The following is a 20,895-nucleotide window of genomic DNA, read 5'->3' on the forward strand; positions in this document are numbered from 1 at the left end:
AGATTACTGATCGGTAAGGGGCTTGGTAAGCCGACGGACATGAAGAGCGGGCGAACCCCGGGGAGTTCGCCCGCTCCGGTACCCCGCGTTACTTGGTGACGCCCGCGTCCTTGAGCGCGGTCTCCCACTCGGCGACGGTGCTCGGGTTGGTGACGACCTTGTCGTTGATCTTGATGGTCGGGGTCGACTCGACGTCCTTGGTGTTGTTGAAGGAGTCGCTCATCTTCATCGCCCAGGCGTCGTACGTGCCCTTCTCGACCGCGTCCTGGAACTTCTTGTTGTCCTTCAGCGCGTCCACCGTGTTCGCCACCTTGATCAGGTAGCTGTCCTCGCTGAAGTCGTCGGTCGACTCCGAGGGGTGGTACTTCTCCGAGTACAGGGCGGCCTTGTAGTCGAGGAACGCGTCGGTGCCGACGTTCAGCGCGGCGCCGAGCGCGCTCAGTGCGTTCTTGGAGCCCTCGCCGCCGAGGTTGCCGTCCAGGAAGGTGCCGAGGGTGAAGGAGAGCTTGTAGTCGCCGTCCTCCATGCCCTTGTTCACGGTCTCGCCGACGGTCTGCTCGAAGGAGGCACAGGCCGGGCAGCGCGGGTCCTCGTAGAGGTGGACGACGTTGTCGCTCTCGGAGTCGCCGACGAGGATCGTCGTGCCGTTCTTGCCGGAGGTGTTCGCCGGGGCGACCACCTTGGCGTCGGCGGCCGCCTCCCACGCGGAGGGCTGGTTGGTCTGGACGACCGCGTAGCCGATGCCGCCGGCTATCGCGAGCACCGCGACCATCGAACCGGCGACGATCAGCTGCCGCCTGGTCTTCTCCTTCTTGGCCTGGAGCTCGCGCTCCTGGCGCAGCCGCTCCCGGGCCGCGGTCTTCGACGCCTGGCTGTTCCGCTTGCTCATCTTCGTGATCTCCATGGGGGTCGCGCACCGGCGGGCGCGCGGATGACGGACGGTGGACCGATCGTGATCGCGGGTGCCGCTCCGGATGTCGTTCCGGATGTCGTTCCGCTCAGGCGAAAGCGACAGCGACAGGCTTCGACCACGGCGGTCCACGCCGTCCCAGGGAGTGCGAGAGCAGGAGGTCGCGGGCGGGGGCGGTGCGGTGCGCGAGGCGCGGCAGCGGGCGGACCGCCGGGGCGAGCCGGACCGTGACCGCGGCGACCGCCAGCAGCAGCGGGCGGAAGGTGGTCGCGGTCATCGCGTGCAGCAGCTGCTCCAGGGCCCGCTCGCCGCGGCGCAGCCAGGCCGCCGCCAGCAGCCCCACCCCGACATGCGCGCCCAGCAGCAGCCAGGCGGTCTCCGGGTGGGCGTCGGCGAGCAGCGCGGCGACCCGGTCGGTGCCGCTCGTCCCGGCCATCCGGGCCAGCGAGGTGCCCACCTCGCCGCCGCCGCACAGCACGTCGAAGCCGACCGAGCGCAGCGGGCCGGCGACCGGGCCGCCGGTGCGGCCGTAGCAGGCGTGCTGGCCGGCGGTGAAGACGGTGTCGGCGGCCAGCTCCAGCGGGATCAGCAGCGCGGCGATCCGGCCGAAGCCGCGCTCGCGGCCGGCCAGCGCGTAGGCGAGCACGAACACGGTGGCGGCGATCGCCGCCACCGTGCCGAGCGGCAGCGGGACCCGTGACAGCAGCACGTGCGACGCGGTGCTGAGCGTCACGACGATCGCCGTGAACAGCGCCGCGCGTACGGCTCTGAGCGGGGTCCCGGATATGTCCATCGTCCGCAGAGTCTGTCACGGGCTCCCGTAAGAGACCCCTAAAGGGTTGCTGTGAGGGAGCGGGCCGACGGGTCAGAGGCCGGGGATCCGGCCGTTGCGGAACAGGTCGACGAAGATCTGGTGGTCGGCACGCGCGCGTGCGCCGTAGCTGTGCGCGAAGTCGACCAGGAGCGGCGCGAAGCCCTCCTCGTCGGCCGCCAGGGCCGCGTCGATGGCCCGCTCGGTGGAGAACGGCACCAGCTCCGAGTGGCCGCTCTCGTCGTCCGCGGCGGCGTGCATGGTGGCCGTGGCCCGGCCCAGGTCGGCGACGACGCCGGCGATCTCCTCCGGGTCGTCGATGTCACCCCAGTCCAGGTCCACCGCGTACGGCGAGACCTCGGCGACCAGCTGGCCCGCGCCGTCCAGCTCGGTCCAGCCGAGCCACGGGTCGGCGTGCGCCTGGAGGGCGCGCTGGGAGATCACCGTGCGGTGGCCCTCGTGCAGGAAGTAGCCGCGGATCGCCGGGTCGGTGATGTGCCGGGAGACGGCCGGGGTCTGGGCCTGCTTGATGTAGATCACGACGTCGTTCTCCAGGGCGTCGCTGTTGCCCTCCAGGAGGATGTTGTACGACGGCAGCCCCGCGGACCCGATGCCGATGCCCCGGCGCCCGACGACGTCCTTCACGCGGTAGGAGTCAGGGCGGGTCAGGGACGACTCCGGAAGGGTCTCCAGGTAGCCGTCGAAGGCGGCCAGCACCTTGTACCGGGTGGCGGCGTCCAGCTCGATGGAGCCGCCGCCGGGGGCGAAGCGGCGCTCGAAGTCGCGGATCTCGGTCATCGAGTCCAGCAGCCCGAACCGGGTCAGCGAGCGGGCGTCGCGCAGGGCGTCCAGGAGGGGGCCCTCGGCGGTGTCCAGGGTGAAGGGCGGCACCTCGTCGCTCTTGGCGCCGGTGGCCAGCGAGTGGATCCGCTCCCGGTACGCCGCCGCGTAGACCGTCACCAGCTCGGTGATCTGCTCGTCGCTGAGCGCCTTGGCGTACCCGATCAGCGCGATCGAGGCCGACAGGCGCTTGAGGTCCCAGGTGAAGGGGCCGACGTAGGCCTCGTCGAAGTCGTTGACGTTGAAGATCAGCCGGCCGTTGGCGTCCATGTACGTGCCGAAGTTCTCGGCGTGCAGATCGCCGTGGATCCACACCCGGGAGGTGCGCTCGTCCAGGTACGGCCCGCGGCCTATCCGGGCGTCGCCCCGCCCGGCGCGCTCCGCGTCCAGGTCGTGGTAGAAGAGGGCCGCCGTGCCCCGGTAGAACGCGAAGGCCGACGCGGCCATCTTCCGGAACTTCACCCGGAACGCGGCCGGGTCGGCGGCCAGGAGCTGGCCGAAGGCGGTGTCGAAGACGGCGAGGATCTCCTCGCCGCGGTGCTCGTCGCTGAGCTGCGGGAACGACATCGCTGGGTGCCTCCTGGTACGGGTGGTGCCTGACCTGCGCGGACGCGCCGTCCGTCATCTTCCAACGTCCGAAGGTACGCCGGAGTGCCCGTCGGTTGTCAGTCCCGCGGCATAGACTTCGACGCTGTCCCCCAGACTGTCCGCAGCCTGTCGGACCCCCGTCGACCCACGTTTCCCCTGGAGGCCGCAGCCGTGTCCAAGCCGCCGTTCACGCACCTGCACGTCCACACCCAGTACTCGCTGCTGGACGGTGCCGCGCGGCTGAAGGACATGTTCAACGCGTGCAACGAGATGGGCATGACCCATATCGCCATGTCCGACCACGGCAACCTGCACGGGGCGTACGACTTCTTCCACACCGCGAAGAAAGCCGGAATCACCCCGATCATCGGCATCGAGGCGTATGTCGCGCCCGAGTCCCGGCGCAACAAGCGCAAGATCCAGTGGGGCCAGCCGCACCAGAAGCGGGACGACGTCTCCGGTTCCGGTGGCTACACCCACAAGACGATGTGGGCCGTGAACCGGATCGGCCTGCACAACCTCTTCCGCCTCTCCTCCGACGCCTACGCGGAGGGCTGGCTGCAGAAGTGGCCCCGCATGGACAAGGAGACGATCTCCAAGTGGTCCGAGGGGATCGTCGCCTCCACCGGCTGCCCCTCCGGCGAGGTGCAGACCAGGCTGCGCCTCGGCCAGTTCGACGAGGCCCTCAAGGCCGCCGCCGACTACCAGGACATCTTCGGCAAGGACCGCTACTTCCTGGAGCTGATGGACCACGGCATCGACATCGAGCACCGGGTCCGCGACGGCCTCCTGGAGATCGGCCGCAAGCTCGGCATCCCGCCGCTGGTCACCAACGACTCGCACTACACGTACGCGCACGAGGCGGGCGCCCACGACGCGCTGCTGTGCATCCAGACCGGCAAGAACCTCTCCGACCCGGACCGCTTCAAGTTCGACGGCACCGGCTACTACCTGAAGTCCACGGAGGAGATGTACGCCATCGACTCCTCGGACGCCTGGCAGGAGGGCTGCGCCAACACGCTCCTCGTCGCCGAGATGGTCGACACCGACGGCATGTTCGAGAAGCGCGACCTCATGCCCAAGTTCGACATCCCCGAGGGCTACACCGAGGTCACCTGGTTCAAGGAGGAGGTCCGCCGCGGCATGGAGCGCCGCTACCCCGGCGGCATCCCCGAGGACCGCCAGAAGCAGGCCGACTACGAGATGGACACCATCATCTCGATGGGCTTCCCCGGCTACTTCCTCGTCGTCGCCGACTTCATCATGTGGGCCAAGAAGCAGGGCATCGCGGTCGGCCCCGGCCGAGGCTCCGCGGCCGGCTCGATCGTCGCCTACGCCATGGGCATCACCGACCTCGACCCGATCCCGCACGGCCTGATCTTCGAGCGGTTCCTCAACCCCGAGCGCATCTCGATGCCCGACGTCGACATCGACTTCGACGAGCGTCGGCGCGTCGAGGTGATCAGGTACGTGACCGAGAAGTACGGCGCCGACAAGGTCGCCATGATCGGCACCTACGGCACCATCAAGGCCAAGAACGCGATCAAGGACTCCGCGCGCGTGCTGGGCTATCCGTACGCGATGGGCGACCGCATCACCAAGGCCATGCCCGCCGACGTCCTCGGCAAGGGCATCCCGCTCTCCGGCATCACCGACCCGCAGCACCCGCGCTACTCGGAGGCCGGCGAGGTCCGGTCGATGTACGAGAACGAGCCGGATGTGAAGAAGGTCATCGACACCGCGCGCGGTGTGGAGGGCCTGGTCCGGCAGATGGGTGTGCACGCGGCCGGCGTGATCATGTCCAGCGAGACCATCACCGAGCACGTCCCGGTCTGGGTGAGGCACACCGACGGCGTGACCATCACGCAGTGGGACTACCCGAGCTGCGAGTCGCTCGGCCTGCTGAAGATGGACTTCCTGGGCCTGCGCAACCTCACGATCATGGACGACGCCGTCAAGATGGTGAAGGCCAACAAGGGGATCGACATCGATCTCCTGAGCCTCCCGCTCGACGACCCGACGACCTTCGAACTGCTCCAGCGTGGCGACACCCTCGGCGTCTTCCAGTTCGACGGCGGCCCCATGCGCTCGCTGCTGCGGCTGATGAAGCCGGACAACTTCGAAGACATCTCCGCCGTCTCGGCCCTGTACCGCCCGGGCCCGATGGGCATGAACTCCCACACGAACTACGCGCTGCGCAAGAACGGGCAGCAGGAGATCACGCCGATCCACCCGGAGCTGGAGGAGCCGCTCAGGGAGGTCCTGGACGTCACCTACGGCCTGATCGTCTACCAGGAGCAGGTGCAGAAGGCCGCCCAGATCATCGCCGGCTACTCGCTCGGCGAGGCCGACATCCTCCGCCGCGTGATGGGCAAGAAGAAGCCCGAGGAGCTGGAGAAGAACTTCGTCATCTTCCAGGCCGGCGCCCGCAAGAACGGCTACAGCGACGCGGCCATCCAGGCGCTCTGGGACGTGCTGGTCCCCTTCGCCGGCTACGCCTTCAACAAGGCGCACTCCGCCGCGTACGGCCTGGTCTCCTACTGGACCGCCTATCTGAAGGCGAACCACCCCGCCGAGTACATGGCCGCGCTGCTCACCTCGGTCAAGGACGACAAGGACAAGTCGGCGATCTACCTCAACGAGTGCCGCCGCATGGGCATCCGGGTGCTCCCGCCGAACGTCAACGAGTCGGAGGCCAACTTCGCCGCCCAGGGCGACGACGTGATCCTCTTCGGCCTGTCCGCGGTCCGCAACGTCGGCACCAACGTCGTCGAGTCGATCATCAAGTGCCGCAAGGCGAAGGGGAAGTACTCCTCCTTCCCTGACTACCTCGACAAGGTCGAGGCGGTCGTCTGCAACAAGCGGACCACGGAGTCGCTGATCAAGGCCGGCGCCTTCGACTCCATGGGACACACCCGCAAGGGCCTGACCGCGCAGTACGAGCCGATGATCGACAACGTGGTCGCGGTCAAGCGCAAGGAGGCCGAGGGCCAGTTCGACCTCTTCGGCGGCATGGGCGAGGACGACAGCAGCGAGCCCGGCTTCGGCCTCGACGTGGAGTTCTCCACCGACGAGTGGGACAAGACGTACCTGCTCGCCCAGGAGCGGGAGATGCTGGGCCTGTACGTCTCGGACCACCCGCTCTTCGGGCTGGAGCACGTGCTGTCCGACAAGGCCGACGCGGGCATCTCCCAGCTCACCGGCGGTGAGCACGCGGACGGCGCGGTGGTCACCATCGGCGGCATCATCTCGGGCCTCCAGCGCAAGATGACCAAGCAGGGCAACGCCTGGGCGATCGCCACCGTCGAGGACCTGGCCGGCTCCATCGAGTGCATGTTCTTCCCGGCCACCTACCAGCTGGTCTCAACCCAACTCGTCGAGGACGCGGTGGTGTTCGTCAAGGGCCGCCTCGACAAGCGGGAGGACGTGCCGCGGCTGGTCGCGATGGAGCTGATGGTCCCCGACCTGTCCAACGCGGGCACCAACGCGCCCGTGGTCCTCACCATCCCGGCCACCCGGGTCACCCCGCCCATGGTCAGCCGCCTCGGCGAGATCCTGACCCACCACAAGGGCGACAGCGAAGTGCGGATCAGGCTCCAGGGCCCGACCAGGACCACCGTCCTGCGCCTCGACCGGCACCGGGTGAAGCCGGATCCGGCCCTCTTCGGCGATCTGAAGGTGCTGCTCGGACCGTCCTGCCTGGCGGGCTAGCGGCGCTCGTACCGGCGGCCGGACCCGTGAGGGCCGGCGGCGGGGAAGCGGTACGACGAGGGGCGCACCCCGCGCGGGGTGCGCCCCTCGTCCGTGTGCCGGGCCTCAACAGCCCGCCGTACGGACGTCAGTTGTGGCCGAAGCGCTTCTGACGGCCCTTGCGGGCTATGTCGCCCGGCGTCACCTGCGTGGTGTGCTGTTCGTCCTGCGGCTCCATCGTGGACTGCGCGGACTGCTGGCGCCCGCGCTCGGACTGCGGCTGCTTACGCTCACGGTTCTTGTTCTTGGCCATGGTGATCTGCCTCCTGTGGGGGATCTGAGGGCCAGAGCCGGGACCAGATTCACATAGGCTGACACAGGGCGCATGTCGGATAATTACCGTCTGTGACAGGGCTCGTCGGCGCGCGCCCGGGGCGCGGCCGCGGCGGGAATTGCACAAACGCCACGCCGAAGATCGAGTTCGGGCCGTTAACCCTCGCGCGGTCGGGCAGACTCGAAGGAAGCCCGAAGCAAACCTCCCGGGAAGAGGGTGAGTCGTGTGGACCGCTGCATCGTCCTGGTGGACGCCGGGTATCTGCTGGGGGCCGCGGCCAGCCTCCTCGCCGGAGAACCCTCGCGGTCCCGGATCACCGTGGACCACCATGCCCTCATCCAGGGACTGCGGGAACGCGCCGAGTCCGACACGCAGCAGCCGCTGCTGCGCATCTACTGGTTCGACGGCGCCCCCGACCGCGTCCCGCAGCCCGAGCACCGCCGGTTGCGCGTGATGCCCCGGGTCACCGTCCGGCTGGGCGCGCTGACCCGCAGCGACGGCCGCTGGGCCCAGAAGGGCGTGGACGCCGCGATGCACGCCGAACTCACCGAACTCGCGCGCAACCGGGCCTGCTCGGACGTGGTGCTGGTGACCGGCGACGGCGATCTGCTGCCGGGCATGATGGCCGCCAAGGAGCACGGCGTCGCCGTCCATCTGTGGGCCGTGCAGGCCGCCGACGGCGACTACAACCAGTCCGAGGACCTGGTCGCCGAGGCCGACGAACGCCGGGTGCTGGACCGGGTGTGGATCACCAAGGCGGTACGCGCGAAGGAGCTGGGCGGGGTGTGCGCGCCGCCGCCCGCGCCCCGGCCGGAGATCGCCGCGATCCTGTCCGCGCCGCTGCCCGAATCCGCGCCCGGCGGTGCGGAGCGGACCGCGGAGGAACCGCCGCACCCGGCGCCGGCCGCCTCGCGGAACGGCTCCGAGGAGCGGGTCCCGGCGCCCAAGGGGGTGCCGACGCCCAAGGACCTCGCCGCCCTGAAGACACACGGCACACAGGCGCCCGCACCGCACCCCGCCACCGCGACCCTGCGCTGGTCCTCCGACAAAGGGTGGGTCGACCGGCCCGGAACCGCCCCGGAACCGGCCGAGGCCGTCGCCATGCCGACGCTGGCCCAGCTGACCACGGCGGAGCAGCGGTGGGCCGACCGCGAGGAGGACATCACCACGGTCGGCGGCGATCCGTACGAGGTGGGGCAGGTCTTCGCCCGGCGCTGGATCTCCCGGCTGGGTGACCAGGGCCATCTGCAACGGCTGTCGGGGATGTACCCGCGCATCCCGCACCGCGTCGACGGCGAGCTGCTGCGCTACGCCGCGCGGTTCGGGCTGCTCGCCCACAAGGACGACCAGATCGACGAGCACGACCGCTATGCCATCCGGGCCGGCTTCTGGCGCGAGGTGGACGCCCGGACGGGCGCCGAGCACGCGCCGGTGGGGGAGTAGCCGCGGAGTAGCCGGGGCGGAGCCCAGGAGGTCGGGGGCGGTGTCCCCGGCGTGCCGGGTGCCGTTCCGCGGGGGTTTCGGGGGCGCCCCGCGGGGGCGCGGCGCACGGCGGGCGCGGGGGTTTTCGGGGTGCGGTGCGCGCCCCGGACGTGAGCGCGCCTTCCCGACCCCGTAGTCTCGTCCCTTGTGAGTACGCGCGCGGCACAGGGCTTCCGGGACAGTGGTGAGGTCGTGTGCGCGGTGCGCGGGCTGACCAAGACCTACCCGGCGGGGCGTGGACGGCGTGGGGTGCCCGCCACTCCCGAGGTGCGGGCCACCGACGACGTACGGCTCGATGTGCGCCGGGGTGAGATCTTCGGGCTGCTCGGGCCGAACGGCGCCGGCAAGTCCACCCTCGTACGCCAGCTCACCGGGCTGATGCGGCCCGACCGCGGCAGCGTCGAGATCCTCGGCCACGACATCGTGCGCCACCCCGAACGCGCTTCCCGCATCCTCGCCTACCTCGGCCAGGAGTCCACGGCCCTCGACGACCTGACCGTCTCCCTGGCCGCCGAGACCACGGGGCGGCTGCGCGGCCTGGACGTGCGCCGGGCGCGGGCCGAGCGCGACGCCGTGCTCGACGAGCTCGGGCTCACCCCGATCGCCCAGCGGCCGCTGAGGAAGCTGTCCGGCGGACAGCGCCGGCTCGCCTGCTTCGCCGCCGCGCTGGTGGGCGAGCGGCCGCTGCTGGTGCTGGACGAGCCGACCGCCGCGATGGACCCGGTGGCGCGGCGGGCCGTGTGGGCCGCCGTCGACCGGCGGCGGGCCGAGCGGGGCACCACCGTCGTCCTGGTCACCCACAACGTGATCGAGGCGGAGACCGTCCTCGACCGGGTCGCCGTCCTCGACCAGGGCCGCGTGATCGCCTGTGACACGCCGGCCGGGCTCAAGGAGCAGGTGGCCGGCGAGGTGCGGGTCGACCTGGTGTGGCGGGAGCGGGCGCCGTTGGAGGTGCCCGAGGTCGCCGCGCTGCGGGACCGGGCCGAGCAGGCCGGGCGGCGCTGGACGCTGCGGCTGGCCCCCGAGGAGGCCCGCGCGGTGGTCTCCACCGTCACCGGCGGGGCCGCCTTCGCCGCGTTGGACGACTTCACGCTGACCACACCGAGCCTGGAGGACGTGTACATGGCGCTCGGCGGGGCCGCACGGCAGGGACTGGTGAAGGCATGAGCATCCGGGCTGCCGCGTCCGTACGGAACAGGGCCACCGCCACAGCGGACGCCGGACTGAAGAGGAGCACCGCGACGTGAGTGTCGTACCCGCAGAGGTTCTGCCGGGCAGTGCCGTGGCCGGTGAACGGCCGGTCCGCGCGGCCGCCGAGCTGGCGCCCGCGGCGCGGCTGTGGCCGGCGCTCGCGGCCGTGTACCGGGCGCAGCTGTCGCGGGCGCGGGTGGCGCGGATCCCGCTGCTGTTCGTCGCCACCTTCCAGTCCGTCGGCATCATGATCATGATGCGCGGAGTGGTGGACGGCGGCGGCGAGGCGCAGTCGGTGGTGGCCGGCTCCTCCATCGTGGTGGTCGCCTTCGTCGCGCTGAACCTGCTCGCCCAGTACTTCGGGCAGCTGCGGGCCACCGGCGGGCTCGACCACTACGCCACGCTCCCCGTGCCGCCCGCCGCGGTGGTGCTCGGGGCGGCCGGGGCGTACGCCTCGTTCACCGTGCCCGGGACCTTCGTCACCGCCGCCTTCGGATGCCTGCTGTTCGGGCTGCCGCTGACCCATCTGTGGATCCTCCTCGCGGTCATCCCGCTGGCCGGCGCCGCGCTCGCCGGGCTCGGCGCGGTCTGCGGGCTGCTCGCGCCGCGGCCGGAGCTGGCCACACTGCTCGGACAGCTCGGCATGTCGGCGGCGCTGCTGCTCGGGGTGCTGCCGCCGGAGCGGATGCCGGAGATCGTGCGGCTCGCCCGCGATCTGCTGCCGTCCACCTACGGTGTGGAGGCGTACGCGCGGACCTTCTCCGCGCACCCCGACTGGGCCGTCGTCGCCGGCGACCTCGCGGTGTGCGCCGGGGTCGGAGTGATCTCGCTGGCCGCCGCGACCTGGGCGTACCGCCGGGCCGCCGTCCGGTGACGCGCCGCGCGGGCGGGCCTGGCACGATGTCAGGGTGACAGCACCGTTTTCGCCGCCTCCGCCGCCGCACGAACAGTCCTCGGACCGCACGTGGCCGCCCTCGGCCGCCGCCGGGTACGGAGGACCGGTGTCGCGGGGTGCGGGTGCGTACGGTGCGGACGGCGGGCAGGGACAGGACGGCCCCGACATGAGGACCGAAGTGCGGCAGGCCGTGGTGATCACGGTGGCGCTGGCGCTCGGCGGAGTGCTGCTGGGAGTGCTGTGGACCTGGCTGGCGCCCCGGGTGCCGCTGATCGGTGACGTGCTGGACGGCCGCTGGGTCGTGTACGTCAAGGACACCGAGGGCGAGCAGGCGGTCGGGGTCGACGGAACGTTCACCCTGCTCGCGTCGGCGTTCGGCGCGGTGAGCGGTCTCGTGGTCTTCCTGCTGCGGCGGCGCGGCGGCGTGCCGCTCGTGGTCGCGCTGGGCGTCGGAGGACTGCTCGGGTCGCTGCTCGCCTGGCGGGTCGGGGTGTGGCTCGGCCCGGCGCAGGACGTGCTCGCGCACGCGAAGGACGTGGGCCGCGGGGTGACGTTCTCCGCGCCGCTGGAGCTGGGCGCCAAGGGGGCCTGGCTGGCCTGGCCGGTGGTCGGGCTGCTGGTCCACCTGGGGCTGACGGCGGTGTTCGGCCCCCGGGACCCGGAGCTGCCGCCGTACGGTCACGCGCCGCAGGCGGAGAAGACCGTCTGATCCGGGCCCGCGGTCGATCCGGGCCCGCGGTCAGAGCCGTCAGAGCCGTCAGGTCCGTCCGATCGAGGCCACCGTCGCGTCGGTGAGCGCTGCCAGTTCCGTCGGCGAGAGCTCGACCTCCAGGCCTCGGCGGCCGGCGGAGACGCAGATGGTCGGGTGGGCGGAGGCCGAGGCGTCGAGGACCGTCGGGAGCCTCTTGCGCTGGCCGAGGGGCGAGATGCCGCCGCGCACGTAGCCGGTGGTGCGTTCGGCGAGGGCAGGGTCGGCCATGGCCGCGCGTTTGCCGCCGACCGCCGCCGCGAGAGCCTTGAGGTCGAGCGAGCCGGCCACCGGGACGACCGCCACGGTCAGGGCCCCGTCGACGTCCGCGACCAGGGTCTTGAAGACCCGGTCGGGGGAGACGCCCATCGCCTCGGCCGCCTCCTCGCCGTACGACGGGTGGGACGGGTCGTGCTCGTAGGCGTGGACCGTGTAGTCCACGCCCGCCGCCGTGAGGGCGACCGTCGCGGGCGTGCCGCCGGACTGCTGCTGCTTCTTCGACTTCTTCGCCATCCGGGCTGTACCCCGTCCGCTTCCGTACGTCTCTTCGGTTCAGTTCAGGCTCGTCGGCCCGCGCGTGAGGTCCGCACCGGGCAGTGACGGCAGGGTACGGATGATCGCCGTCTCCGAGCGAAGCAGTTTCAGCTCGTCGCGCAGCCTCGACGCGGTGTCCGGCGCCTGGAGGAGGCGCTGCTTGGTCGGGATGTCCAGCATCATCGCCGCGGCGACCAGGTACGACACCACCGACGGCTCGTCCGGCAGGTCCCCGCCGGTCGCCAGCGACCGCTCCCGCGCGCCCGCCAGCCGCTTCTGGTACTGCCGGAACGCCCGCAGCACCCCTTCGGCCAGCGCGCCCGCCTCGTCGCCGGGCTCCTCGGGCAGCTCCTCCAGCTCGGCCGTCAGATACGGCCCCGAAGCGTCCACGGAGAGCAGCCGCACCCGGGTCGTCCCGGTCGCCAGCACCTCGAAGGTGCCGTCGGCCCGCTCACGGATCGTCGCGGCGTCGGCGACGCAGCCGACGCCGTGGAAGGCCTTGGCGGGGTCGGGGCCGAACCCGGCGGCGGGCCCGGTCTCCGGCAGCGAGGTCGGGTCGGGCATGCCGGGCGCGCTCGGAGCCACCTCGTGGCCGTCGCGGATCGCCACGACGGCGAACCGGCGCGGATCGTCCTCGGGGGTCTTGGCCAACGCGCGCATCATGGCGCGATAGCGCTCCTCGAAGACGTTCAGCGGGAGGACGAGCCCCGGGAACAGCACCGAGTTCAGGGGGAAGAGCGGCAGCCGGACGGTGGTCACGGCGCAGAAGCCTAATGGTCGCGGCGGCCGGCGCGTCCGCCGCGCCCACCACATGGGCGGGCCGGGAGCGCCGGCCGGCCCCGTGATCCGGTCAGTTGCGGCGCAGCAGCCGGGTCGTCCCGGCCGCCACGGTCGTCGCCAGCACCCAGCCCAGAAGGATCAGCGCCGCCCCGAGCCACTGCCAGGCACCGTCCAGCTGCCAGACACCGGCCTGGCCGAGATCGATCACGGGCAGGAGCAGGTCGAGGGCGAACAGCGCCGGGTTCCACTGTGGCTGGCCGCTGCCGCCGCCCGCCCGGGGCGGCCCGGCACAGGCGAAGGCGAGCGAGCCCGCCGCCCACAGCACGGCCATCCACACGGCGGCGCGCCCCGGCCGGTAGCCGTAGGCCACGGTCCAGTCCTGGGCGTAGCCGACGAACTTCGCGGCCGGCGGCAGGGTCTCCCGGCGCCGGCGCTGCTTGGCGAGCAGCACCTCGCGGGCGTCCTCGTCCTCGCCGCCCGCCCGCAGCACGGCGGCGAGACGTTCGTACGGGTCCGGGTTGTACTCGGCGGTCGCCGCCGCCACCCACTCCAGCCGCTCGGCCAGCGGGAAGGGGCCCTGCGGGATGAGGTTCTCGTAGGTGAAGCCCGGCATGTGGATGCTGCCGGGGCCGGGCCAGCTGCTCGCCCGGTCGACGAGGTTGACCACCCGCGCGCCGGACAGCACCACCGTGCCGAGCCCGGGCCGCTCCCCGAGGAAGCGCAGTTCGGGCACCTGGATGCGGCGCAGCGACAGCTCCTGCTCGTCGGTGAGGACCAGGCGGGCGCCGTCCAGGTCGACGGCGTCCCCGAACCGGCCGTCGTCCAGCCGCAGCCCGCCATGGCACTCGAACCGCTGGACGCGTGTGCCCTGCGCCGGGGTGCGGCCGCTGAGCTGGAGCCCGCCGACACCGGCCGGGGTGAGGTACAGGGTGCGTTCGACGGTCAGCTGCGGGGCGTTCAGCGCGAGACGGCCGTAGGGGTTGCGCAGCCGGGCGCCGCGCAGGCTGAGCGAGACGCCGACAGTGGCGCTGCGCAGGCTCAGCTCGCCGTGCGACTCCAGCAGCTCGGCCTGGAGGTCCTGTCCGACGTTCAGGCCGTCCCCGGCGATCGAGCGGCCGCTGCGGTCGCGGTGCACGACGGCCTGGTTGAGCAGCAGGTCGGTGCCTATCTGGGCGTCGGTCAGGCGCATCCCGCCGAGGAACCGGCAGCGCGGCAGATGGAGATCGCCCTCGGTGTGCACCCGGGCCGCCTCCAGCCGGGGCAGCGAGCAGTTCACCAGCCGCACGGTGGTGAAGCGGGCCTCCGGCAGCCGCACCTCCTGCTCGAAGCGGCAGCCGTGCAGCTCCAGGTACGGCCCGACGATGCCGCCGGACAGGTCCATGGAACCGCTGATCTGCACCCCGGCCAGCTTCAGCGAGGACACCCGGCCGGCCAGCGCGGGCGGTCCGTCGAGCAGCAGCCAGCACACGATGCGCGCCCGCACGGTCCGCTCCGGGCCCCAGGGGTGCCCGCCGTGCGGATCGTCGGCGACCGGATCGCCGCTGCGCAGGTCGTACATGCTGCCGTTGCGGAAGGCCTGCCACATGCCGGCCTCGGCGGCGGTCAGATCGTCCGGTATGTCGTCGGCGCGCGTCGCGGCCCCCTCGGTCACAGCAGTGTCCTCCCTCCTCGGATACTCGCGGGTACTCCCGTTCGTACAGCTGTTCATGCCCGTTGTGTGACACGCCGAACACAAAACGTGAGGGGCGATCCGGGGATTCGCGCGGGCCTCGCGGGCCACCGCGCGCCGGGTTCTGTATCAGCCATTGATACGCGCGAACGACCGCCGACCGCGGTCTGCGAGAATTGAGCCTGTGATCTCCCGAATCGATCTGCGCGGCGACGCCCTCCCGGAGGGTCCCGCCCTGCGCGACCTGCTGCCCCGAGCCGACTTCGACGTTCAGGCCGCCCTGGAGAAGGTGCGTCCGATCTGCGAGGCCGTGCATCATCGGGGCGACGCGGCGCTGATCGACTTCGCCGAGAAGTTCGACGGCGTCACGCTGACGCAGGTCCGGGTGCCGGCCGAGGCGCTCACCCGCGCCCTCGACGAGCTGGACCCGGCCGTCCGCGCGGCCCTGGAGGAGTCCATCCGCCGCGCCCGCCTGGTCCACCGCGAACAGCGCCGCTCCACCCACACCACCCAGGTGGTGCCCGGCGGCTCGGTGACCGAGAAGTGGGTCCCGGTCGAGCGCGTGGGGCTGTACGCGCCGGGCGGCCGCTCGGTCTACCCGTCGTCCGTGGTCATGAACGTGGTGCCCGCCCAGGAGGCCGGCGTCGAGTCCATCGCGCTCGCCTCCCCGGCGCAGGCCGAGTTCGACGGCCTGCCGCACCCCACGATCCTCGCCGCCTGCGCGCTCCTCGGCGTCGACGAGGTGTACGCCGCGGGCGGCGCCACCGCCGTCGCGATGTTCGCGTACGGCACCGAGTCCTGCGCGCCGGCCAACATGGTCACCGGCCCCGGCAACATCTGGGTCGCCGCCGCCAAGCGCTTCTTCACCGGCAAGATCGGCATCGACGCCGAGGCGGGCCCGACCGAGATCGCGATCCTCGCGGACGCCGGCGCCGACCCGGTGCACGTGGCGGCCGACCTGATCAGCCAGGCCGAGCACGACCCGCTGGCCGCCGCCGTCCTGGTCACCGACTCCGTCGAGCTGGCCGACGCGGTGGAGCGCGAACTGGAGCCGCAGGTCGCGGCCACCAAGCACATCGACGACCGGATCGTCCCGGCCCTCAAGGGCAGGCAGTCCGCGATCGTCCTGGTCGACGGGGTCGAGGAGGGCCTGCGGGTGGTCGACGCCTACGGCGCCGAGCACCTGGAGATCCAGACCGCCGACGCCGCCGCCGTCGCCGACCGGGTGAAGAACGCCGGCGCGATCTTCATCGGCCCCTGGGCGCCCGTCTCGCTCGGCGACTACGCCGCCGGGTCCAACCACGTGCTGCCCACCGGCGGCTGCGCCTGCCACTCCTCGGGCCTGTCGGTCCAGTCCTTCCTGCGCGGCATCCACATCGTCGACTACACGAAGGACGCGCTGGCCGAGGTCGCGCACCACGTGGTGACGCTGGCGGAGGCGGAGGACCTGCCCGCGCACGGCGCGGCGATCAAGGCGCGGTTCGACTGGAAGGTACCCGAGGGCAAGTGAGCGACGTACGCATCGACGATCTCCCGGTCCGGGACGAGCTGCGCGGCAAGTCCCCCTACGGCGCGCCCCAACTCGACGTGCCCGTCCGGCTGAACACCAACGAGAACCCCTACCCGCTGCCCGAGCCGCTGGTCGAGCGGATCACGGAGCGGGTGCGCGAGGCGGCCCGCCACCTCAACCGCTACCCGGACCGGGACGCGGTGGAACTGCGCACCCAGCTCGCCAAGTACCTGACGGACACCTCCGGCCACGAGGTCGGCCCGGCCAACGTCTGGGCCGCCAACGGCTCCAACGAGGTCATCCAGCAGCTGCTCCAGACCTTCGGCGGACCGGGCCGCACCGCCATCGGCTTCGAACCGTCGTACTCCATGCACGGTCTGATCGCCCGCGGCACCGGCACCGGCTGGATCTCCGGGCCGCGCAACGCGGACTTCACCATCGACCCGGCCGCCGCCGAGAAGGCGATCGCCGAGCACCGGCCGGACGTCGTCTTCATCACCACGCCCAACAACCCCACCGGCAACGCGGTCCCGGCCGAGACGGTCCTCGCGCTGTACGAGGCCGCCCAGGCGGCGAAGCCGTCCATGGTCGTGGTCGACGAGGCGTACGTCGAGTTCAGCCACGGCGACTCCCTGCTGCCGCTGCTCGACGGCCGCCCGCACCTCGTCGTCTCCCGCACCATGTCGAAGGCGTTCGGCGCGGCGGGCCTGCGCCTCGGCTACCTCGCCGCGCACCCGGCGGTCGTCGACGCCGTCCAGCTCGTCCGGCTGCCGTACCACCTGTCCGCCGTCACCCAGGCGACCGCGCTGGCCGCCCTGGAGCACACCGGCACCCTGCTGAAGTACGTCGAGCAGCTGAAGTCGGAGCGGGACCGGCTGGTGAGCGAACTGCTCGCCCTCGGCTTCGAGGTCACCGCCTCCGACGCCAACTTCGTGCAGTTCGGCCGGTTCGCGGACAGTCACACCGCCTGGCGGCAGATCCTGGACCGGGGCGTCCTGGTCCGGGACAACGGCGTCCCGGGGTGGCTGCGGGTCACCGCCGGTACCCCTGAAGAGAACGACGCGTTCCTCGACGCGGTCCGTGAAGTGAAGAAGGAGCAGAGCGCATGAGCCGCGTTGGACGCGTACAGCGGACGACCAAGGAGACGTCCGTCCTGGTCGAGATCGACCTCGACGGCACCGGCAAGACCGACATCTCCACCGGCGTCGGCTTCTACGACCACATGCTCGACCAGCTCGGCCGGCACGGTCTGTTCGACCTCACCGTGAAGACCGAGGGCGACCTGCACATCGACTCCCACCACACCATCGAGGACACCGCCCTCGCGCTGGGCGCCGCCTTCAAGCAGGCCCTCGGCGACAAGGTGGGCATCTACCGCTTCGGCAACTGCACGGTCCCGCTGGACGAGTCCCTCGCCCAGGTCACCGTCGACCTCTCCGGCCGCCCCTACCTGGTGCACACCGAGCCGGAGAAGATGGCGCCGATGATCGGCGAGTACGACGTGACGATGACCCGGCACATCCTGGAGTCGTTCGTCGCCCAGGCCCAGATCGCCCTGCACGTGCACGTGCCCTACGGGCGCAACGCGCACCACATCGTCGAGTGCCAGTTCAAGGCGCTCGCCCGGGCCCTGCGCTACGCCTCCGAGCGCGACCCGCGCGCGGCCGGCATCCTCCCCTCCACGAAGGGCGCGCTGTGAGCGGCGCACGCGCGGCCACAGGGCCGCGGACGACGATGGCCGCACCGCCGCGCCGCGCGGGCTCAGAAGCGAACGGAGGGGCACAGTGAACGGCCTGTCGACCGTCCTGATCGTCGTCGGTCTCTTCCTCGTCGGCGGGATCATCTCCTTCGCCAGGCAGCAGATGCCGAAGGGCCTGATCGTGCTGCTGTCCATCGGCGCCGCGATGTGCCTGGTCGCCGGCGTCATGAGGCTGGAGGTGTGGAATTGAGCACCGGAAGCAAGAAGGTCGTCGTCTTCGACTACGGCTTCGGCAACGTCCGCTCCGCCGAGCGTGCCCTCGCGCGCACCGGGGCCGACGTCGAGATAACCCGTGACTTCGACACCGCGATGAACGCGGACGGCCTGCTGGTCCCCGGCGTCGGCGCCTTCGCCGCCTGCATGCGCGGCCTGCGCGAGGCGCGCGGCGACTGGATCATCGACCGCCGCCTCTCCGGCGGACGGCCCGTGATGGGCATCTGCGTCGGCATGCAGATCCTCTTCGCGCGGGGCATCGAGCACGGCGTGGAGACCGACGGCCTCGACGAGTGGCCCGGCAGCGTCGAACCGCTCCAGGCCGACATCGTGCCCCACATGGGCTGGAACACCGTCGAGGCACCCGCCGGCTCCGAGCTGTTCGCCGGCCTCGACACGGACGCCCGGTTCTACTTCGTGCACTCCTACGCCGTCCACGACTGGTCCCTGGAGACCGCCAACCCGGCGATGACCGCACCGCTGGTCACCTGGTCGACGCACGGCAAGCCCTTCGTGGCCGCCGTGGAGAACGGCGCCCTGTGGGCCACCCAGTTCCACCCCGAGAAGTCCGGCGACGCCGGCGCGCAGCTGCTCACCAACTGGATCGGAACCCTGTAGAGACATGGCCAAGCTCGAACTGCTCCCCGCCGTCGACGTCCGCGACGGCCAGGCCGTCCGCCTCGTGCACGGCGAGTCCGGCACCGAGACCTCCTACGGTTCCCCGCTGGAGGCCGCCCTGGCCTGGCAGCGGGCGGGCGCCGAGTGGCTGCACCTGGTCGACCTGGACGCCGCCTTCGGCACCGGCGACAACCGCGAGCTGATCGCCGAGGTCGCGGGGGCGATGGACATCAAGGTGGAGCTGTCCGGCGGCATCCGCGACGACGCCTCGCTGGCCGCCGCGCTCGCCACCGGCTGCACCCGCGTCAACCTCGGCACCGCCGCGCTGGAGACGCCGGAGTGGGTCGCCAAGGTCATCGCCGAGCACGGCGACAAGATCGCGGTCGGTCTCGACGTACGCGGCACCACGCTGCGCGGCCGCGGCTGGACCCGAGACGGCGGCGACCTCTACGAGACGCTGGACCGCCTGAACAAGGAGGGCTGCGCGCGGTACGTCGTCACCGACATCGCCAAGGACGGCACCCTCCAGGGCCCCAACCTGGAGCTGCTGAAGAACGTCTGCGCGGCCACCGACCGCCCGGTCGTGGCGTCCGGCGGCGTGTCGTCCCTGGACGACCTGCGCGCGATCTCCGGGCTGGTGCCCCTCGGCGTCGAGGGCGCCATCGTCGGCAAGGCCCTGTACGCGAAGGCGTTCACCCTGGAAGAGGCCCTGGAGGTCGTGGCGTCATGACGTCCGGAGCCGTACGGCGCGTGCAGAGCGGAAGCCCCTGGGAGGAGTCCTTCGGCTTCGCACGCGCCGTCGCGGCGGGCGACCGCGTCCTGGTGGCGGGCACCACGTCCTTCAAGGGCACGGTGCTCCATGGGGAGGGCGACCCCTACGAACAGGCCAAGGTGGCCTTCACCAGCGCGATCGAGGCGATCGGCGAGTTCGGGCTGGACATCGGGTCCGTGCTGCGCACCCGGACGTACCTGACCCACGCGCGCGACGTCGACGCCGTGGGCCGGGCCCACAAGGAAATCTTCGACACGGTGCGGCCGGTGTCCACCCTCCTGGTGGTCCAGGGCTTCGTCGATCCCCGCATCCTGGTCGAAGTCGAAGTAGAGGCATTCAGAGGAGCCGAGCAGTCATGACCCTGGCGGTCCGAGTCATCCCCTGCCTGGACGTGGACAACGGCCGGGTCGTCAAGGGCGTCAACTTCCAGAACCTGCGCGACGCGGGCGACCCCGTCGAGATGGCGAAGGTGTACGACGCCGAAGGCGCCGACGAGCTGACCTTCCTGGACATCACCGCGTCCTCCGGCAACCGCGAGACCACCTACGACGTGGTGCGCCGCACCGCCGAGCAGGTGTTCATCCCGCTGACCGTCGGCGGCGGCGTCCGCACCGCCGAGGACGTCGACAAGCTGCTGCGCGCCGGCGCGGACAAGGTCGGCGTCAACACCGCGGCCATCGCCCGCCCGGAGCTGATCCGCGAGATCGCCGAGCGGTTCGGCCGGCAGGTGCTGGTGCTGTCGGTGGACGCGCGGCGCACCCCGTCCGGCTCCTTCGAGGTGACGACGCACGGCGGCCGCAAGGGCACCGGCATCGACGCCGTCGAGTGGGCGCACCGCGCGGCCGAGCTGGGCGCCGGCGAGATCCTGCTGAACTCGATGGACGCCGACGGCACCAAGGACGGCTACGACCTGGAGATGATCCGCTCCGTCCGCAAGCACGTCACGGTCCCCGTCATCGCCTCCGGCGGCGCCGGCCGGCTCACCGACTTCCCGCCGGCGATCGAGGCGGGCGCGGACGCGGTCCTGGCGGCCTCGGTCTTCCACTTCGGCGACCTGCGCATCGGCCAGGTGAAGGACACCCTGCGGGAGGCGGGCCACCCCGTCCGGTGACACCCCGCCGGGTAAGCCGGGTCAGCGGGGTCAGCCGGCTCAGCCCTTCGGCTGGGCCAGCTGGACCAGGTTGCCGACCGTGTCGTCGAGCACGGCCGTGACGAAGGTGCCCTGCACCCGGGGCGCCTGCGCGAACTCGACGCCGAGCTCCCGCAGACGGGCGTGTTCGGCCCGGACGTCGTCGACCGAGAACACGATGCAGGGCAGGCCCGCCGCGCGCACCGCCCTGCGGTAGGGGTCGGCGATGGGGCCCTGGCCCGGTTCCAGGAGGAGCTGGAGATCGGGCTGGGCGCCCTCGGGAGCGCCCACGGTGACGAACGCGCTGCCGTTGCCGAGGTCCACATGGGTGCGGGTCTCGAAGCCGAGGACATCGGTGTAGAAGGCGTGCGCCTTGGCCACGTCGTCGACGTACACGCTGGTCACGGCGACCTTGATCATGG

At 71.7% G+C, this 20,895-nt stretch carries 21 protein-coding genes; 13 read left to right on the top strand and 8 right to left on the bottom strand.

What is annotated here, in order from left to right; genetic code table 11:
• Positions 1-88 precede the first annotated feature (88 nt).
• From ABT232_RS14070 to ABT232_RS14080, 3 genes are all read right to left on the bottom strand, one after another.
• Entirely contained in the window at positions 89-889 is an 801-nt protein-coding gene (locus ABT232_RS14070; protein ID WP_351839958.1) for a DsbA family protein, read from the bottom strand.
• Positions 890-998: 109 nt separating this feature from the next.
• Positions 999-1,703: a hypothetical protein gene (locus ABT232_RS14075; protein ID WP_351839960.1), complete on the bottom strand. Its 705-nt coding sequence runs from the start codon at positions 1,701-1,703 to the stop codon at positions 999-1,001.
• Between the two features lie 72 nt (positions 1,704-1,775).
• Positions 1,776-3,128, bottom strand: a complete 1,353-nt coding sequence (locus ABT232_RS14080; protein WP_351839962.1) for a DUF2252 domain-containing protein — start codon at positions 3,126-3,128, stop codon at positions 1,776-1,778.
• 192 nt (positions 3,129-3,320) lie between these two features.
• Here ABT232_RS14080 and dnaE point away from each other — a divergent pair, with 192 nt between their 5' ends.
• Positions 3,321-6,860 (top strand): DNA polymerase III subunit alpha, encoded by a 3,540-nt coding sequence (gene dnaE, locus ABT232_RS14085; protein ID WP_351839964.1) that lies wholly within the window; start codon positions 3,321-3,323, stop codon positions 6,858-6,860.
• A 127-nt stretch (positions 6,861-6,987) separates the two neighbouring features.
• Here the strand turns inward: dnaE and ABT232_RS14090 are convergent, their stop codons facing one another.
• Positions 6,988-7,152 (bottom strand): hypothetical protein, encoded by a 165-nt coding sequence (locus ABT232_RS14090; protein ID WP_351839966.1) that lies wholly within the window; start codon positions 7,150-7,152, stop codon positions 6,988-6,990.
• A 246-nt stretch (positions 7,153-7,398) separates the two neighbouring features.
• Here ABT232_RS14090 and ABT232_RS14095 point away from each other — a divergent pair, with 246 nt between their 5' ends.
• From ABT232_RS14095 to ABT232_RS14110, 4 genes are all read left to right on the top strand, one after another.
• On the top strand, positions 7,399-8,616 hold the full coding sequence (locus tag ABT232_RS14095) for an NYN domain-containing protein (RefSeq protein ID WP_351839968.1): 1,218 nt from the start codon (positions 7,399-7,401) through the stop codon (positions 8,614-8,616).
• Between the two features lie 231 nt (positions 8,617-8,847).
• Complete coding sequence (locus ABT232_RS14100; RefSeq protein ID WP_351840199.1) at positions 8,848-9,822, top strand: ABC transporter ATP-binding protein; 975 nt, start codon at positions 8,848-8,850, stop codon at positions 9,820-9,822.
• 76 nt (positions 9,823-9,898) lie between these two features.
• Entirely contained in the window at positions 9,899-10,720 is an 822-nt protein-coding gene (locus tag ABT232_RS14105; protein WP_351839970.1) for an ABC transporter permease, read from the top strand.
• A 34-nt stretch (positions 10,721-10,754) separates the two neighbouring features.
• Positions 10,755-11,450: an AAA family ATPase gene (locus tag ABT232_RS14110; RefSeq protein WP_351839972.1), complete on the top strand. Its 696-nt coding sequence runs from the start codon at positions 10,755-10,757 to the stop codon at positions 11,448-11,450.
• A gap of 48 nt (positions 11,451-11,498) precedes the next feature.
• Here the strand turns inward: ABT232_RS14110 and ybaK are convergent, their stop codons facing one another.
• The 3 genes from ybaK to ABT232_RS14125 form a co-directional block, all read right to left on the bottom strand.
• Positions 11,499-12,002, bottom strand: coding sequence for a Cys-tRNA(Pro) deacylase (gene ybaK / locus ABT232_RS14115; protein ID WP_351839974.1), 504 nt, complete (start codon positions 12,000-12,002; stop codon positions 11,499-11,501).
• Between the two features lie 39 nt (positions 12,003-12,041).
• Positions 12,042-12,782 carry an LON peptidase substrate-binding domain-containing protein gene (locus ABT232_RS14120; RefSeq protein WP_351839975.1) on the bottom strand — a complete coding sequence of 247 codons (741 nt, stop codon included), beginning with the start codon at positions 12,780-12,782 and terminating at the stop codon, positions 12,042-12,044.
• A gap of 91 nt (positions 12,783-12,873) precedes the next feature.
• Complete coding sequence (locus ABT232_RS14125) at positions 12,874-14,454, bottom strand: oxidoreductase (protein ID WP_351839977.1); 1,581 nt, start codon at positions 14,452-14,454, stop codon at positions 12,874-12,876.
• A 202-nt stretch (positions 14,455-14,656) separates the two neighbouring features.
• On the opposite strand from ABT232_RS14125, the gene hisD reads away from it, so the two are divergent.
• From hisD to hisF, 8 genes are all read left to right on the top strand, one after another.
• Positions 14,657-15,982 (top strand): histidinol dehydrogenase, encoded by a 1,326-nt coding sequence (hisD, locus tag ABT232_RS14130; protein ID WP_351839978.1) that lies wholly within the window; start codon positions 14,657-14,659, stop codon positions 15,980-15,982.
• Positions 15,979-17,091: a histidinol-phosphate transaminase gene (locus ABT232_RS14135; RefSeq protein WP_351839980.1), complete on the top strand. Its 1,113-nt coding sequence runs from the start codon at positions 15,979-15,981 to the stop codon at positions 17,089-17,091. Before hisD ends, ABT232_RS14135 begins: the two co-directional genes overlap by 4 nt.
• On the top strand, positions 17,088-17,681 hold the full coding sequence (hisB, locus tag ABT232_RS14140; protein WP_351839982.1) for an imidazoleglycerol-phosphate dehydratase HisB: 594 nt from the start codon (positions 17,088-17,090) through the stop codon (positions 17,679-17,681). The genes ABT232_RS14135 and hisB overlap by 4 nt, the downstream gene beginning before the upstream one ends.
• An 85-nt stretch (positions 17,682-17,766) precedes the next feature.
• On the top strand, positions 17,767-17,931 hold the full coding sequence (locus ABT232_RS14145) for a CG2302 family histidine operon protein (RefSeq protein ID WP_351839984.1): 165 nt from the start codon (positions 17,767-17,769) through the stop codon (positions 17,929-17,931).
• Complete coding sequence (gene hisH / locus ABT232_RS14150; protein WP_351839986.1) at positions 17,922-18,572, top strand: imidazole glycerol phosphate synthase subunit HisH; 651 nt, start codon at positions 17,922-17,924, stop codon at positions 18,570-18,572. Before ABT232_RS14145 ends, hisH begins: the two co-directional genes overlap by 10 nt.
• Before the next feature lie 4 nt (positions 18,573-18,576).
• Positions 18,577-19,302, top strand: a complete 726-nt coding sequence (priA, locus tag ABT232_RS14155; RefSeq protein ID WP_351839988.1) for a bifunctional 1-(5-phosphoribosyl)-5-((5-phosphoribosylamino)methylideneamino)imidazole-4-carboxamide isomerase/phosphoribosylanthranilate isomerase PriA — start codon at positions 18,577-18,579, stop codon at positions 19,300-19,302.
• Positions 19,299-19,703, top strand: coding sequence for a RidA family protein (locus ABT232_RS14160; RefSeq protein WP_351839990.1), 405 nt, complete (start codon positions 19,299-19,301; stop codon positions 19,701-19,703). The genes priA and ABT232_RS14160 overlap by 4 nt, the downstream gene beginning before the upstream one ends.
• On the top strand, positions 19,700-20,455 hold the full coding sequence (gene hisF, locus ABT232_RS14165; protein ID WP_351839992.1) for an imidazole glycerol phosphate synthase subunit HisF: 756 nt from the start codon (positions 19,700-19,702) through the stop codon (positions 20,453-20,455). Before ABT232_RS14160 ends, hisF begins: the two co-directional genes overlap by 4 nt.
• A gap of 39 nt (positions 20,456-20,494) precedes the next feature.
• Here the strand turns inward: hisF and ABT232_RS14170 are convergent, their stop codons facing one another.
• Positions 20,495-20,893, bottom strand: coding sequence for a VOC family protein (locus ABT232_RS14170; RefSeq protein ID WP_351839994.1), 399 nt, complete (start codon positions 20,891-20,893; stop codon positions 20,495-20,497).
• Between the last annotated feature and the right edge of the window lie 2 nt (positions 20,894-20,895).

Origin of the sequence: Streptomyces sp. NPDC001532 (genome assembly GCF_040298625.1) — a bacterium.
In the GTDB taxonomy this organism is placed as follows: domain Bacteria; phylum Actinomycetota; class Actinomycetes; order Streptomycetales; family Streptomycetaceae; genus Streptomyces.

What these genes read in the sequence shown, in the direction of transcription:
- ABT232_RS14070 (WP_351839958.1), bottom strand. Translation starts at nt 889, where the DNA reads ATGAGCAAGCGGAACAGCCAGGCGTCGAAGACCGCGGCCCGGGAGCGG.
- ABT232_RS14160 (WP_351839990.1), top strand. Translation starts at nt 19,299, where the DNA reads ATGACGTCCGGAGCCGTACGGCGCGTGCAGAGCGGAAGCCCCTGGGAG.
- ybaK (WP_351839974.1), bottom strand. Translation starts at nt 12,002, where the DNA reads ATGGCGAAGAAGTCGAAGAAGCAGCAGCAGTCCGGCGGCACGCCCGCG.
- ABT232_RS14080 (WP_351839962.1), bottom strand. Translation starts at nt 3,128, where the DNA reads ATGTCGTTCCCGCAGCTCAGCGACGAGCACCGCGGCGAGGAGATCCTC.
- hisB (WP_351839982.1), top strand. Translation starts at nt 17,088, where the DNA reads ATGAGCCGCGTTGGACGCGTACAGCGGACGACCAAGGAGACGTCCGTC.
- ABT232_RS14090 (WP_351839966.1), bottom strand. Translation starts at nt 7,152, where the DNA reads ATGGCCAAGAACAAGAACCGTGAGCGTAAGCAGCCGCAGTCCGAGCGC.
- ABT232_RS14075 (WP_351839960.1), bottom strand. Translation starts at nt 1,703, where the DNA reads ATGGACATATCCGGGACCCCGCTCAGAGCCGTACGCGCGGCGCTGTTC.
- ABT232_RS14170 (WP_351839994.1), bottom strand. Translation starts at nt 20,893, where the DNA reads ATGATCAAGGTCGCCGTGACCAGCGTGTACGTCGACGACGTGGCCAAG.
- hisF (WP_351839992.1), top strand. Translation starts at nt 19,700, where the DNA reads ATGACCCTGGCGGTCCGAGTCATCCCCTGCCTGGACGTGGACAACGGC.
- priA (WP_351839988.1), top strand. Translation starts at nt 18,577, where the DNA reads ATGGCCAAGCTCGAACTGCTCCCCGCCGTCGACGTCCGCGACGGCCAG.